This is a genomic window from Shewanella sp. ANA-3, assembly GCF_000203935.1.
Lineage (GTDB): Bacteria > Pseudomonadota > Gammaproteobacteria > Enterobacterales > Shewanellaceae > Shewanella.
Genome location: NC_008573.1, coordinates 157831 through 172919 on the forward strand (window position 1 = coordinate 157831; position 15089 = coordinate 172919).

The 15089-nt window shown below is 42.7% G+C and carries 12 protein-coding genes and 2 pseudogenes; 9 read left to right on the top strand and 5 right to left on the bottom strand.

Annotation, left to right across the window (positions count from 1 at the left end; all coding sequences use genetic code 11):
- Positions 1-105: 105 nt before the first annotated feature.
- On the bottom strand, positions 106-978 hold the full coding sequence (locus SHEWANA3_RS22370) for a DNA replication terminus site-binding protein (RefSeq protein WP_011711612.1): 873 nt from the start codon (positions 976-978) through the stop codon (positions 106-108).
- Positions 979-1098: 120 nt separating this feature from the next.
- Here SHEWANA3_RS22370 and SHEWANA3_RS23080 point away from each other — a divergent pair, with 120 nt between their 5' ends.
- Entirely contained in the window at positions 1099-1842 is a 744-nt protein-coding gene (locus SHEWANA3_RS23080; RefSeq protein ID WP_011711613.1) for an OmpA family protein, read from the top strand.
- Between the two features lie 75 nt (positions 1843-1917).
- A complete protein-coding gene (locus SHEWANA3_RS23845; RefSeq protein WP_011711614.1) occupies positions 1918-2637 on the top strand; it encodes a hypothetical protein in 720 nt (239 codons plus the stop codon).
- Between the two features lie 2 nt (positions 2638-2639).
- Here SHEWANA3_RS23845 and SHEWANA3_RS22385 read toward each other — a convergent pair whose 3' ends face one another.
- Positions 2640-2939, bottom strand: a complete 300-nt coding sequence (locus tag SHEWANA3_RS22385; RefSeq protein WP_086904783.1) for a hypothetical protein — start codon at positions 2937-2939, stop codon at positions 2640-2642.
- Positions 2940-3021: 82 nt separating this feature from the next.
- On the opposite strand from SHEWANA3_RS22385, the gene SHEWANA3_RS22390 reads away from it, so the two are divergent.
- A complete protein-coding gene (locus tag SHEWANA3_RS22390) occupies positions 3022-3474 on the top strand; it encodes a hypothetical protein (protein ID WP_011711615.1) in 453 nt (150 codons plus the stop codon).
- Here SHEWANA3_RS22390 and SHEWANA3_RS22395 read toward each other — a convergent pair.
- The gene (locus SHEWANA3_RS22395; RefSeq protein WP_037431062.1) at positions 3455-3739 is read right to left on the bottom strand and encodes a hypothetical protein; all 285 of its coding nucleotides are present in this window, start codon (positions 3737-3739) and stop codon (positions 3455-3457) included. The two genes, SHEWANA3_RS22390 and SHEWANA3_RS22395, sit on opposite strands and share 20 nt — an antisense overlap.
- Before the next feature lie 109 nt (positions 3740-3848).
- On the opposite strand from SHEWANA3_RS22395, the gene SHEWANA3_RS22400 reads away from it, so the two are divergent.
- Together SHEWANA3_RS22400 and SHEWANA3_RS22405 are read left to right on the top strand one after the other, a co-directional pair.
- Positions 3849-6230 (top strand): Ig-like domain-containing protein, encoded by a 2382-nt coding sequence (locus tag SHEWANA3_RS22400; protein WP_011711616.1) that lies wholly within the window; start codon positions 3849-3851, stop codon positions 6228-6230.
- Positions 6231-6240: 10 nt separating this feature from the next.
- Positions 6241-8658, top strand: a complete 2418-nt coding sequence (locus tag SHEWANA3_RS22405) for an Ig-like domain-containing protein (RefSeq protein WP_011711617.1) — start codon at positions 6241-6243, stop codon at positions 8656-8658.
- Between the two features lie 60 nt (positions 8659-8718).
- On the opposite strand, the pseudogene SHEWANA3_RS22410 reads toward SHEWANA3_RS22405, so the two are convergent.
- Both SHEWANA3_RS22410 and SHEWANA3_RS22415 read right to left on the bottom strand, forming a co-directional pair.
- Positions 8719-9636: pseudogene (locus tag SHEWANA3_RS22410) on the bottom strand (IS5-like element ISSpu16 family transposase).
- 495 nt (positions 9637-10131) lie between these two features.
- Positions 10132-11083 (bottom strand): annotated as a pseudogene (locus SHEWANA3_RS22415) (IS30 family transposase).
- 213 nt (positions 11084-11296) lie between these two features.
- Between SHEWANA3_RS22415 and SHEWANA3_RS22420 the strand changes: the two are divergent.
- The 4 genes from SHEWANA3_RS22420 to SHEWANA3_RS22435 all read left to right on the top strand — a co-directional run bounded on the left by SHEWANA3_RS22420 (position 11297) and on the right by SHEWANA3_RS22435 (position 14982).
- Complete coding sequence (locus SHEWANA3_RS22420) at positions 11297-11668, top strand: hypothetical protein (protein WP_244096630.1); 372 nt, start codon at positions 11297-11299, stop codon at positions 11666-11668.
- 136 nt (positions 11669-11804) lie between these two features.
- Positions 11805-12320, top strand: a complete 516-nt coding sequence (locus tag SHEWANA3_RS22425; RefSeq protein ID WP_011711622.1) for a DUF411 domain-containing protein — start codon at positions 11805-11807, stop codon at positions 12318-12320.
- Positions 12317-14245, top strand: coding sequence for a copper resistance system multicopper oxidase (locus tag SHEWANA3_RS22430; protein ID WP_011711623.1), 1929 nt, complete (start codon positions 12317-12319; stop codon positions 14243-14245). The genes SHEWANA3_RS22425 and SHEWANA3_RS22430 overlap by 4 nt, the downstream gene beginning before the upstream one ends.
- 23 nt (positions 14246-14268) lie before the next feature.
- Entirely contained in the window at positions 14269-14982 is a 714-nt protein-coding gene (locus tag SHEWANA3_RS22435) for a copper resistance protein B (protein WP_011711624.1), read from the top strand.
- The last annotated feature ends 107 nt before the right edge of the window (positions 14983-15089 follow it).

Here is a 15089-nt window from a genome sequence, read left to right on the forward strand (position 1 = left end):
GGCTCGTAAAATTCCTGAGAGGGTAGTTGTCTACTCAGTACGATTTTCATCTATGAGTATGTGCGAAATCTCTCACAAACACAATTCAAATATTCTATAGGTTAATTATTCCTTGTTAATCTTTGACATGTAAATGTGTAATTCTGGAATGAGAAGATCCGTGTCAGGCGTTGCATCATTGCGTTTTGAACGTGTCTTAGTACCGTAATTACTTTCTAAGTGTTTGACCTTTATGTCGTAATCGGAGAAAACGAAAAGAGGTGTTTGGCCGTTGTATTGCAGTTTTTCTTTACTACTACCAGCTTTCCAAATGTTGTAAATCGTTGTTGGTATTATGTTTCTTTTTATTCGAAAACTATGTGATTTTTGGTTTTTTTGAAAAATTTCTAGATATTCATTTCCTTTTGAAAATTCCAGAATGTTGTTTTGCACTGCTTTTTGTATTCTTGTTGAAAAATCCTTTTCTTTCAAAACGCGCATTCCACTTCTCATGTACCAAGAGACTGAAATGGTAGATTTTTCTTCGCATTTTAAAACGTGGATTTTTCTTGTGAGCATAACGAGTGAGCACAATGTATTTTGCCGGGCTAACGTTGCTCTTAACTTGTGTAGGTCATGCGTTGATAGTAACGCTTGAATGTTATCTTTCGTATTATTTATTTTTTCAATCAGTTGATTTATATGGTTATATTCTGAATGAGGGAAAATGATAACACCTGGTGTTATACTGGTTCTGCCGATTGAATCTTCAGAAAGCGTCATTTGAGTTAAGGAAGATGCTATCCACCCTCGCGCTTTGATGTCAGAAAATAGTTCTACTTTGAATTTATCAAATGTTTGGGGTGAAGGAGTTATTTTATAAAAAAATGACTGATTGCTAGCTGCATCAGGAAGATGACTGGCTAGTTCAATTAATTCAAGAGTCAGTTTGTTGTACAAAACATCAAAAGAGTTAATGTCGAATGCGGCGTTAGTCACCGTCTACCTCGTAAAATTCCGAAATTCCCTTTCTTCTGATTCATTTGAAAACTTAGAACTCTTCTAAAAAAATGTTATTATATATTAAAAACTTTGCGTTTAGAAAACTGTGTAGGCCATATGATGAAAATCAACAAACTAGCAACAGTATCACTGTTCGCCATGATGCTTTCAGCGTGTGCTGTATCAGTATCAACTGAAAAACCTGAAATTTCTGATTGCTGTAGTAAAACAATTTATGATCAAAATATCAATGTAAGGCATCAACAAAGATACGATGTTCGGAACCTTTCAGCTGATGCTGGGAGAAAAATAGGCGATCTCGATCTTGCTTTCGAATTGGAAAAGGCGAGAGATGCGGCTGTTAATGATGGCCGTAGCTCCATGATGAATTACTATCGTGATGTTTACCGTGCAGCAGTTTCATCTGCTTACAGTGATAGCTATCTGCCAACGCAAGCGCCAGCTGCAAATGATGAAAAGCGTGATCTGCAACAATTCAATGCTGATGCCCAAATCATTATTCACCAACCCACCGATAGAACGCTTTATTTTGAGTATGATGCTGTCGGCTATTCCGATATTGCCGAGGCTCAATATGTTTTGGCTAAGCACCGTGATTATCTTTTAAAAACCCACGGTAGAGTGCTGGTTGTTGGTTATGCTGATATTAGTGGCTCAGCTGATTACAATCTTGCTCTTGGACGCAAACGTGCGGAGCGAGTAAAAAACGAATTGGTCACCAAAGGGGTGCCTAGTGAACTGATTAGCGTCGTTAGCTATGGGGCTTCGTATTCGCCACCACTTATGAGCGGTCATACTGACAATTTGAAGTTGTGGCGTAAAGTCGAGTTGTATTATTGAGTCGAAAGGCCAATTTTTGCGTCATTTGAAATGTCTGGTCTAATCATAGTCATGATGATTAGTGGAGATTTAAAAATGAATAACAGCTATTACAGCCAACCCGCTTACAACGCAACCCCACAAGCCCAATCTCAATCTGCTCCAATGCAACAGCAGACGCATTATTTTCAACCGCGCCAAGGTAACCCTATGAATATTGGGCCTCACCACGAGGCCGCAAATTATGATGAATATCAGCAGTACCAACCCCAGCATGACAATCGCCGCGGATTTGAAGAGCAATCCGCACAAAGCGCTCAAAATGTTCAGCCTGCAGCTGCTCCAGAATTTGAAAAATCGGTAAAAATCCACGGTAAGGCCGCTGCGCTGACCATCGTCGCATCTGTCACTAAGAAAGGTTTTCACACCTTGAACATTGAAGGCGCAAACGGAATGGGGGATGGCACTAAAAAGTTTGATTGGCAGGATAAGACAATAATTCAAATCACCGCGACTGAATATCGGCATTTGTTAGCCGTGCTATTCGGATTCATTCCATTCATTGAGTTTAAGTCACATGGCCCACAGAAAAACAAAAGCATCTCGGTCAAGCGACAACAGAATGGGTTTTTCTTCTCAATCAATGAGGGTGGCAAGAAGCCAAAAGCTGTTCCTGTGAGCTTTGATGATGCTTACTTACTCGGGGTCTACGCATTGGATGTATTTGCACGAAATTACCCTAACATTGACTCACATTGCCTGTTAAATACCGTTCAAACCTTTACACAGCTGCCGTACTATCCTGTCCAGCAGTAGTGCTAGGCGTTTTCAATCGGCAAGGAATGAGTTTTGAAAGCGCCGTAGGTGTGGATAGCCAGTTGAGGATAATGCGACAGAAGAGTCTCTATCCACGTCTGCGCAACCGATGGATTATCGGTCATGCTTGGAAGTTGGTACTTAACAATGATCTTGTCATTTGATTCTGGGATAACTCCCAGTTTTAAATGGTAGGCCGCGCTGTGACCTCGGGCATGAATAATTTGAACTAGCACTACTGGCATTTCTGACTCTAGTCGTTTACCGCATTCGTCCACTAATTCTGAATATGAAATAAACAATTTACATATGCCTTAGCATTATAGATTTGTGTTATTGACGCTACTATAATCCATCCTAATTCAAATATGGAGATGTAATTTTGTGAATGCGATAAGAATTTGTCACAACAACCCTAAAATCCGAGTATGGTTTGGTACTTCATTCACACCTTACCCTCGCTCAGTTTTTTATTCGTTGATCTCAATTGTGGGTTTCAGCACGTTGTCTGTGATCGTCAACCTCCATAACTCATTAACTCCTTGGGCTGGGATAGTTGTACTTGGGGGGGGGGCGTTGGTGGCGCTTGGATTAAAGAAGAAGGTCTATATGTCTTATCTTTACGAGTCTGATTGCCTGCTCGAGTTGACACTGTGGGGGGGGCGCATTTGGAGTCGAGAATTCAACTTAGCCAATGATGAACTTAAAATTGAAAGTACAATGAACGCTTATCGCGTGGTTCTCAGTGACAAAAGTATCGTGCTTACCAATTCGCGGGGATTAGCTGAGCAGGTTCATGGGCAGTTAGCAAAACTGATTAAGGTTTGTCACTCTTAGGCTTACTGTATATACGTGTTTCGACTTTCCAAGACTCAACAACCTCCGTGGTTTTCCCACCTTCTGATTTCATCGTTTTTTGTTCCCATGAAGAGACAACTGGCTTGCTGAGCTCATTACGTTCAGCAAGTTCGATGTAAGCATTTTCAGCCATCAATTCGTTTAGGGTTGGCCGTTTCTTGCCATCATCTTTGGCGTAGACATTTAGCGTAGCTGAAGCAATCGCACAAATGGATACGGCTTTAATCAGTCTGATAAGTTTCATGAATTTCCTACCTAGAACTATGGTTTATGTTAGATCTTAACTTAGATTAAATAACATGCAAACTTAATTATCTGTGTTAAAGTAATCGCTCTCGATGAAGGAGCTACTTATGAATTTCAGTCAGCATCGCTACAAACTTTTAGCGGCTGCGTTATTAGCCTTGCCACATTTTGCATTTGCGGAAATTGAAGGTATGACCTTTACGTCTGTTATGCAAGAACAGACGACTTTGACACCTGCTTCGGCTATGGCCATCAACCCGGTTCTTGAACATTCAATGAATGTTTATGTGTCTGCCGGTCTTGACCGAAAGCTAAAACTATATTGGCTTTCTAGTGGGGTCAAGCTTAACGAAGTCAATACGGGTGTGATTGGTGTTTCCGACAGAATTACATTTCAAGGAAAAGACTTTTACGGAAAACAGATCTCTATAGTTGCGCCTAATTCACAGGGAAATTATACCTTACAGGCTGACTTGTTAACCGTTGATGGGAATGTGATTGGCTCTTGGTCTATTCCGGTGACAATAGATACTCAAGCACCAACAGCCAATAGTTCTGATTTAGCTTTTAACTATAGATCCTTCGGTGGAACTTTAGCTTCATATAGCCCTATGGATTTCGGCCAATTAAAACTCACAGGTATTCAAGATACAGGTGCTGGGCTCAAAAATGTTCTCTACATTGTGAAAGATGATGTGAGCCTTTCATTAATAAATTCGATTAATGCTCAATTGGATTTAGATACTTCCACTGCGAGCCTTTCGTCCCTACCATCTGAGGTTTTACCCAGTGATAGAGGTTGGTATCAGGCTGGTTTTAGGGTCTTTGATGCAGCAGGTAATTATTCAGATTTTACTGCTCGCTCGTTTATCGAAAAAGCCTCATATCCCTTACCAGTTCGTAGCGACATTTATGATGCTTCAAGTGCTACGTGGAAGCCGTACACATCTTGGATGACCATCTACAACAATCCGATAAAAGTCCGCTATAGACGGCCCTATTCTGAAACGTTGGAAGCAAACGGGGATTATGGTTGGAGTAGTTATGGTTATCGAGAGGGTGATTTTGTCTATAACGAATTTACTGTCTCATATCCTACAGTAAACCCATATTGGGTTGCGCTGACGAAAAGTGGCATTCACTCAGTCAATTACCTTTCTGATTTCAAGTTCACCCTAGGCCCAGGTGTTGATCGTTCGCCTACTAAGCAACCTGACACTGTACAATGGTTTAGTGAGGAAGGTGGCAGTGGGGGCGAAAGAATCAGTGTTGGCAAATACACAAAAGTGGTAAGGCTTCGTCTAAACAGTGAAAAAATGGGTTATGAACAATTAGCCGTTGTTTCAGGTTTAGGCTCCTGTGTTATCCCAATTGGTGAAACCTATTGCGATGTTACAATCAACAGAGTATTTGAGTCTGGTTTTGGCTATACACCCTACAGCTATGTGGTCTACTCAAGTGTGAACGGTGTCAGTGATGGACGTTTTAGTGCTCAATTTAATTATTGGTATACATATTGGGATTTTATTGCTCCCACAATCGAATCGGTCAATGTTACTGATGATTCAATAACTGTAAACGTGTACGACACGAACACTACTAGCGATTGGCGTTCTGGAATGTGGAAGACAGAGGTTTTCCGATTGCAATCTAGTTTAGGCTTCGCAATATCTCCCGATTCTTGGGTGATCACCGGCACCGGCCGTCATCGAGTTACTTTTAAACTCAATCGATTACCAAGTGGTCGTCAAAATATTTCGTTTTACGCAGATGACACCTATGGTAATCGGGTAACACAGTCGATTCTATCCAATTATCTAAACGACACTACGCCTCCAGTTTTGCGATTGCAATCGCCTTCTGGAGCGCAAATCACAAACGGAAGCACCATTAATGGTTTAGAGAGTTTACGTATCAGCATTACTGATGATAGTGAAGCCAATATCAATTCGGTTGTGCTATCTGGAGGGGCTGCTAAGGATTCAGTTTATGTTTCTACAAATAATTTAGGTGATGGTATTTACGACCTGAATTACCCTCGTTTATTCCCTAGTTTGGAAGCGAATGAAACTTACACTATCAATATTACCGCTCAAGATACAGCAGGGAACGCATCGACGTTAACTTCAACCTTCTTGTATTTGCCTGCCAACTTATTGCAAGTTGGGCAAATGACGACTTTGGCTGTTAATAAACAACTGCAGAACACGCAAAACGACCCAATTACATCAATTAAAACTGGTGTGCTCAGAACGGCTGAAGGACAACTCGCGTCCGGTGCTCAAACGGCATTTATCACGTTACGCAGTGACGCCAAAATCAACGTCAATATCCTTGGTAGCGTGTTGCAACCTGGGGAAACTAAACAAATCACGATCATCCCCAGCATCACAGGTGAAGTTGTTATTCCTGTTTACTCTGCTTCTCCTGGTGTGAAAGGGCAGGCAAGCTTCATGATCGACATTCCGCAAATCACTTCTACCAATTAAAGGGCAGGCCATGCAAATTAATAAATCACTACTTTTAGGGCTGTGTAGCGTCATCTGCTCTGGCATGGCTAACGCGGCAGTAGAAGGCTTTTCGTATACAGACACCAACGCTACAGTGAAAACCACTGAGGGCTCGCTCATTAACCCTCAAACTGATGCGATGGTTTACCTCTCTGGAGGGCTTGATAACAAACTTAAGCTATCAGTCATCAACACCAGTGGAGTGACGGTGTTCAACAACACCACAGATTTTATTCGAGTTTCTGACAGGTTAAGCTTTTCTGGACGAGAATTTTACGGAAAATCAATAACTATCCCCAAATTGATGGATGGTTTGTATAGCCTTAAAATCGAAACGATTAACAGTTCTGGTACAACAATTGATCAGTATACAAAGGTTGTTGAAGTTGATACTGAGGGACCTATCATTGGAGACTGGTATGGAAATGGAACAAGCAATTATGGTGCCGAAACAGGGTCGAATGAGATTTGGTGGCTAAATACACAAAACACCGGCGAAGATTCGAAAATTTGGATAACGGATGTAAAAGGTGCGGTTTCAGGTTCTGTCATTGTACAAAAACTAAATTCCGATTCCATCGTATTAACAAGACCCATGGTCATAGACCAAGCAGCATTCAAAGCTGTGATAAATGCACAAACAGACTTATCAAATATATTACCGTCAAATAACGCTTCTGATCCATATTCAATGCAGGCTCAGCTATATGATGCAGCAGGTAACATCACTCGTTCAACTGTCAAAACATTCTATTACGACAACTATGGTGGGGCTCCATCTTCTCCTTTTGCAGTCTTCGACCCGGATGCAAACTTGGCTGAAAGTGTATCTAGTTCATTTGTAGGTTTTGTAGCTTATACTCCAGGCATGACAGTCAAAACCAACCCCGTTCGATTGTTATATAGAGTACCAGTAGATAACGTTCGAGACGCTGGAGTGAAAGGGGGGCTTGCTCTCGCGAACTCAGTGGGAGCGACAAATGTTATAATTAATGGTGAATACGGTTATTTTGATATGACAGCGCCATTTGGATATAACAACGCAAACCAAATTAAGTGGGTTGACTTTGGTCGATGGATGGCAGGCACTATCCAATACAATTTGTCATTGTCTGAAACTGCTTCAAAATCCCCAGTGTTGACGTCAGCAACATTTTTGTTAAATGACGTTCGAATGTCTATTACGACAGGGATCATGCATCATAATTCGATTTTGCCAGCTACAATGACTGATTTTGAGCTTCGGGTGCAGCCGCGGGATTACGTGCAACGCGCAAGTTTTCGTGGATATTCTTGCGACATTCCAGCAGGTGAGTCAATTTGTAGCTTAACGGGTTTAACATATGAGATGACCAAAGGTGGATATGGCTATTTGCACGATGCTATCGGTGTTGTGTCAGTGGGCCTGCCGATGGGAACACTTTACGCGAATTACAGCTACGGCGAATCAACCTATAACGATGCTCAATACCCGCAAATGACCAGTTTTAAAGTTGATACGACAACTAACACTCTTACTGCATTTGTTTATCTACCGGGTGCAGGCAGTTGGTTTGAAAGGTTAGTCATGAAGGCCGCTAGAATTAAATATGGTACAAAATATTTAAACCCTATTAGTTCAATTCGCAACGGTGTTAATTGGGAATACGTCTTTAACTTAAATTCTCTGCCGACTGGAAACCATTCACTAGAATTAGAGATGGTCGAGAATCACGGGCCTACCACTGTGTCCCCGCTTCAAACATTCAAAGTAGAAAACGCCACACCAACAATAAGCATTACCAATTCCGGTAGTGCAGTATTCAATGAAATTGTCGGGCTAGATGACTTGGTAGTGTCCATTGCAGATGAATCAAGCTACACCATCGATAGTGTTATTATCTCCGGCGGTTCAGCTAACGACACGGTTTACTTGGCCACTGTAAGTAAAGGCAATAACGTGTATTCATTGCAATATCCAAGGCTTTTCCCATCACTTACATCCGGTGAGATTTATACTTTAACGGTGAAAGCTACCGACGTTTTTGGCAACCAAGGCGTTAGTAGCAAGAGCTTTACTTATCAGCCGCCTAACATAGTAAATGTAGGCTCATTAACCACTCTTGCAGTATCTAGGGATTTAGCTAGCTCTGCAGACAAACCTGTCAGTGAAGTCGTCATTAATGATCTGAGAACAGTTGAAAGCCAGCTCGCTTCGGGACCGCAAGATGCTTTATTTACGTTACGCACTGACGCAGAAATAAGTGTTCAGGTACTTGGTCAAGTGGTAAAGCCAGGTCAAACGGTAACGTTAAACCCGGTGGCTACTTCGGGAGTCGTTAAATTTTCGGTGTATCCCGCGGCGAGCGGTCAAAAAGGGAAGGCACAGTTTTTATTTGAAATATTAGAAGTGAAGAGCAACATCTGATAAGGGCGTTGTTGCCTAAATCAATCTTAGGTATGCCTTTTCCTAAAAGGGTTCCTGGTATTAATTGACCCTCTGGCGAATAGGCATACCCAGTCCTATGACTTTGTTCATCACTTTCACACCAGCCAGTGCCTCGCCGACTTGGCCGTTGTAGTCCCGCAGGCTCAATTTCGGGCTAATCAGTTGCTTGTAACGATACATAGCTGTTTCTGACAGGGAGCGTTGGTGATAGTCATTCTCTTGTTTCCATTGTTTGAGTTCATCACTTTTCAGAGCGCTGACGGCCTCGTTTCTGGGATGACCTTCTTCCCAATAACCTGCATTTTTTCGCGGCGGTATCGTAGGTTTACACCCTCTGCGTTTCAGCAGCTTATGACATTTTTTGGTGTCATAAGCACCGTCAGCTGACACTTGTTTTACCTTGCGCCTTAGTGGGTTTAATAACGTTGGGAGAACCTCACTATCTGCCACACTCTCTAAACTGACTTCGGCTGCGATGACTTCATGTGTGGCCGCATCTATCGCAAGGTGCAACTTACGCCAAGTTCGGCGTTTTTCCTTACCATGTTTACGCATTTTCCATTCACCTTCGCCATATACTTTCAGTCCTGTGGCATCGACAACTAAGTGAGCAATCGCGCCTCGGCAAGGGGGGCGGTAGTTAACTTTGACTGTCTTTGCCCGCTTGCTGATGCAGCTGTAACCAGGTGAAGTTAATTGCAGACTCATCAAACTAAACACTGAGTTGAGAAAACCTTCTAGTGCTCGCAAGGGGAGATTAAACAAACCTTTGAGCATTAAGGCGGTTTATATCGCCGTGTCACTGTATTGAAATCCCCGACCTCGACCACCATGGTGTTCAGTGTGACACCAGAGGTTGAGCGCCTGCTCGTCTATCCAAAAAGTCAGTGAGCCTCGGTTGGTCAACGCCTTGTTATATTCCGGCCAATTGGTAATGCGAGATTTAGATTTGCCCATCTGATAGCGGTTTCTGCGTGGTATTCACAGGATCTGATCGCATCTGAGACGGAAGGTTCATTCATTTAGGCAACAACGCCCCGCAGAAGGAAAGAAGCTTAATAGACACCACATAGAAGCACTCAGTCAGCGCTTTGGTGTGCCTGTATCATTATTTTTTTAGCTCAGTGAATCAGACTTGCCTAGTCTGGTTCACGTGATAACATCTCGCTACACGCTTAGCTCGTCAACCAAAGGTGGCTAGCAAGCTGCCTTTGCACCGATGTTGTTACACGCTGCATTTATCCATGTTCGGGCATAAATATCTCCCTAACTCACAGAGTATCACAGGGTGAGATTATGCTTTGTAAATTCTGTTAACATTTAGCTATTTTGTTCTTAAGTCGACTTAATGCGAGATTATTGATTGATATAAATCATCCATAATCGAATGAAATTCGTTCGACTGGATAGGTTTGTCCCTAATTCAACTGCGAAGTGCGACACTCGCCAATATCAAGCAGCCAATACCATTTCTTTAAAGACAATCGCTGGTTGCTTGAAATCTAAACACTTTTTCGGTCGATAATTTATCCGCGATAAAGCGAATTCAATATCACTGTCTGTTACCGTTGTTAGGTCGGTTCCTTTCTTCACATATTGCCTTAAAAGACCGTTAGCATTCTCATTGGCTCCACGCTCCCAAGAACTATAAGGGTGGGCAAAGTAAACATCAGCCTCCAACTCCTTTGCGATGGTTTCATGGCCTGCAAACTCTCTCCCGTTATCTGCCGTGATGGTATGGACATGCTCCTTGTAAGGCATGAGTAGTTCTATGGTTGCTCTAGTGACATCATCCGCTGACTTGGATGGCACTTTCTTCACCAAGTAAAATCGTGTTTTACGCTCTAAAATAGTCACCATCGCCCCCGTGCCGTGCTTGCCTAATACGGTGTCGATTTCCCAATCACCAAATCGCTCCTTACTGTCAACTATGCTTGGCCTATCATCGATAGAAACCGCATTTTTGATCGCTGGTGCTTTCTCTTTTTTACCGCGACGATACCGCTTGTGACCTTGCCTCAAGTGGCGATATAACTTGCCACCCGAGCGTTTATCCTGCGCAACAAATCGGTAGATCCACTCATAGCTGACAGCGGCACCGACTTTAGTTAATACACTGGAAATCTGCTCTGGACTCCAATCCGCTTCTAAAAGGAGGCGGATAAAATCAACACGCTCCTGAGGTATTCTGTATTTACGCGCTAATGTGCGTTTTTTGAGTGATAACACCTGACTGAGCTTCGTTTGGGCAATAATGACTGCCCTTGCTGCCACGTTTAAGCTCCCGATATACCGTGGAGCGATGGCACTGAACGGTTTTAGCAATCTCAGAAACTGAAATCCCCCGTTCCAAAAGAGCAGAAATCTGGTATCTTCTGCCTTCGGTCAACTGCTGATAATTCATGGTAGTACTGCTTGTTTCTTTGGCGAGAAGAGCGTCCCACTTTTAGCAGTTGGCTTCCTCTTCTACACCTTTCCATGAATGTCGCACTTATTATCTGAAATCGGGATCGGGAATTATGTTTTTCAAATAAATTTTCATTGCTAAATGCAGTATTTTTCACTACTATTATTTGAAAATCGTTGGAGATATATTTTGCGTAGAATCCACTTAATCATGATGTTTGTTTTACTGACGTTTGTCGGTCAAACTTTTGCGTCTGTGATTATGCCTGGTACTATGCCAATGAATTCAATGACGACTTCAAATATGCCTGCTGAAAATGGCAAAGCATGTCATGACGCTAGTATGCAAATGAACATGAACATGAACATGAACATGGATATGGATATGAGTGATGGTGCGGATGATAGTTGCTGCGCCCAAGCGTGCCATTGTCCTGTCGGATCATGTTTATCAGTCGCTTTAACGATGGCGATGCCAACGCTTAAATCAGAAGTCAATTTAGTTAATGCTGCAACAATGTTTACCTCAGCACTAATGCCTCAGTATCGTTCTTCTTTATACCGTCCTCCAATATTTGCCTAACATAGGCACAGTTACGCCTTTTTTTTGCTAGCTGTCCTAGCCAATCATGTAGTTTCAATTTTTTAACCTTTTGGTTAATAAACTGACATTAAACCGCGTTGTTTAATGTGACGAAATTTGATTTGGAGGCAATATTATGTCTGCTCTATATCGCAATTCTATTAGTTTTTTTCGTGTCATAGGTACTATTTTTATTCTGCAAACTATGGGAGGGATATTAATTGCCCGTGCAGCAGAGCCCGGCACTACGGAGCCATTACTCACCGTTTATAAAGATGCTAATTGCGGCTGTTGTGAGAAATGGCTAACGCATATTAGTGAGCGTGGATTTAGTGTTAGTGCCCACAATATTAACAACCTTTATGAGTTTAAACAGTCAAAGGGCATTCCTGCTTCAATGCAATCTTGCCATACCGCTGTGTCATCTCAAGGTTATGTGTTTGAAGGGCATGTCCCTGCAAAATTCATTAGTCGTTTTTTAGCCACCCCTCCTAAAGATGCTATCGGCTTAACCGTACCCGCTATGCCAGTGGGCAGCCCTGGCATGGAGTACCAAGATAAATTTATGCCATATCAAGTCTTACTGTTGAAAAAAGATGGCAGTAGTGAAGTTTACGCCCAAGTGAACTCGCTTGAGGAGTCTGTACAATGAAATCGCAATACATGATAAAACCCATGATTCAAATGACAAACAGTGAACTCAACAACAGCCGACGCCGGTTTGTGTTTGGTGCATCCGCCATGTTGGCATTGATGTCGATCCCTTTCCCTAAAAATGCCGTTGCCAATGCGTTAAGCCAATCGTTGAGCCAGCTCTCTGGCAAAGTGTTTGACTTAACAATTGACTATAAAATGGTTAATTTTACCGGGAAATCTGCTCGAGCTACTGTGGTAAACCAATTACTGCCCGCGCCGTTATTACGTTGGAAAGAAGGTGAAACAGTCACCTTAAGAGTAAAAAATAATCTCGACCATGATAGCTCTATTCACTGGCACGGTATTATTTTACCCACCGAAATGGACGGTGTGCCTGGCTTTAGCTTTGATGGCATTAAACCCGGTGAAACATTTGAGTATCAATTTACCGTCCAGCAAAGTGGCACATATTGGTATCACAGTCATTCAGGCTATCAAGAACAAACCGGTTTATTCGGCGCTATTGTGATTGATCCAGCGACCCCCGATCCGGTTATATATGACCGTGACTATGTGATCATGCTGTCAGATTGGTCTGACGAAGCCCCTGAAAACATTTATGCCAAATTAAAGAAACAAGCCGATTACTATAATTACCGTGAGCGTACGGTAATGGATTTTTTCTCTGACGTGAATAAAAATGGCTTAGCCAATACGTGGAACGCTCGTTCGATGTGGAATAACGCGCGCATGAGTGACAGAGACATATCTGATGTTACGGGTTCAACTTACACCTATTTAATGAATGGCAATCCTCCGCAACAGGGCTGGCAAGGGTTGTTTGAACAAGGTGAGAAGGTGCGCTTACGCTTTATAAATAGTTCTGCTATGACCATATTTGATGTACGTATACCGGGTCTCAAAATGAGTGTTGTCGCCAGTGATGGTCAGAACATTCAACCGGTATCTGTGGATGAATTTCGAATCGGTGTTGCTGAAACCTATGATGTGGTTATTGAGCCAGAGGTTGATAATGCCTATTGTATTTTCGCTCAAAGTATTGACCGCACCGGCTTTACGGTAGGTAACCTTACCTCAGATGCCAGTTTACATGCTCCTATTCCCCCAATGGATCCAAGGCCAGTCCTTGGCCACAGTGATATGGGCATGGATATGAGTGATATGGATATGAGCGGTATGGATCATAGCAAAATGGACATGGGCGCTGGTGATATGTCAGGCATGGATCACAGCAAGATGGCTATGGGTGGCGGTGATATGTCAGGCATGGATCACAGCAAGATGGCTATGGGTGGCGGTGATATGTCAGGCATGGATCACAGCAAAATGGCCATGGACGCTGCGAAAGCGACAGTCTCAGGACTAGGGCTTGCAGGCTTTGGCAGTAACAATGAAATTAAACACATTGACACCGAGTTCGGCCCACAAGTGGATATGCGTGCAGATGCGCCAAAAAGTGGTTTACACGATCCCGGGATTGGATTGCGTGACCATCAACAACAATTTAATCGCAAAGTATTAACTTATGGCGATATTAAAGGCTTACATCCTACCTACGACACGCGCCAACCTAGCCGCGAAATTCAACTGCATTTAACCGGCAATATGAACCGATATATGTGGTCTGTGAATGGGGTGAAATTTATGGACGCCGCGCCATTAGAGTTTGAATACGGAGAAAGACTGCGGATCACCTTAGTGAACGACACGATGATGACTCACCCTATGCATTTGCATGGTATGTGGAGTGAGTTAGAGACAGGCGACCCTGATTTTATTCCCCGTAAGCACACGGTATTAGTTCAGCCGGGTTCTAAGATCAGTTACTTAGTCACCGCCGATGCAAAAGGGCAATGGGCATATCATTGCCACTTGTTATTCCACATGCCAGGCATGTTCAGAAAAGTCGTGGTGAAATAAGGGGTATACAAAGGGGTATACAGATGAATAAAACGAATTTAGTGGCATTGGGACTGTTGAGTCTGAGCGCCTCATTGGCTAGCTCAGCTGTGTTTGCCGGCGGTAATGATGATCCTCTATTAACAAAAGTCATGCTGGATCAATTTGAAAAAGGCGTGGATCCGCAAGATCCTACCCAGTTTAGTGCACAAGCCTGGTTAGGTTACGATTTGAATAAGTTGTGGCTTAAAACCGAAGGTGAATATTCAAATAGTGATAAGCAAGACCTTGAAATTCAGGCTCTTTACAGTAAGCCCATCGCACCATACTGGGATGTACAATTCGGTATTAAAACCGATATCAAACCGACGCCGAACCGTAATTGGGCTGTGATTGGGGTTCAAGGGTTAGCGCCATATTTTTTTGATATTGACGCGGCCTTATTCATCGGTGAACAAGGCCGTACGGCTATGCGGTTGAGTGCGGAATATGAACTGTTAATCACTCAAAAATTGATACTCACACCTGAAGTAGAAGTTAATTTATTTGGTAAGGACGATGCTGAACTTGGAATAGGCTCAGGCTTATCTGACGTCAGTGCAGGGCTGCGATTGAGATACGAGATTGTTCGAGAGTTCGCACCCTATATCGGTGTTGATTGGCGTCAGAAGCTCGGTAATACCGCCGATTACGCCCGAAGTGAAGGGGAAGATACACAAGAAACCCAGTTTGTTATTGGTTTTAGCGCGTGGTTCTAAGACCTCGTTCGTACACTGAGTTATAAGCTTGGCGCCAAGATGTTAGCTAAGCCAATATTAAATCATTTATGTAAACCGTTTTTCGATCGTTAAAAACAATATAAAAG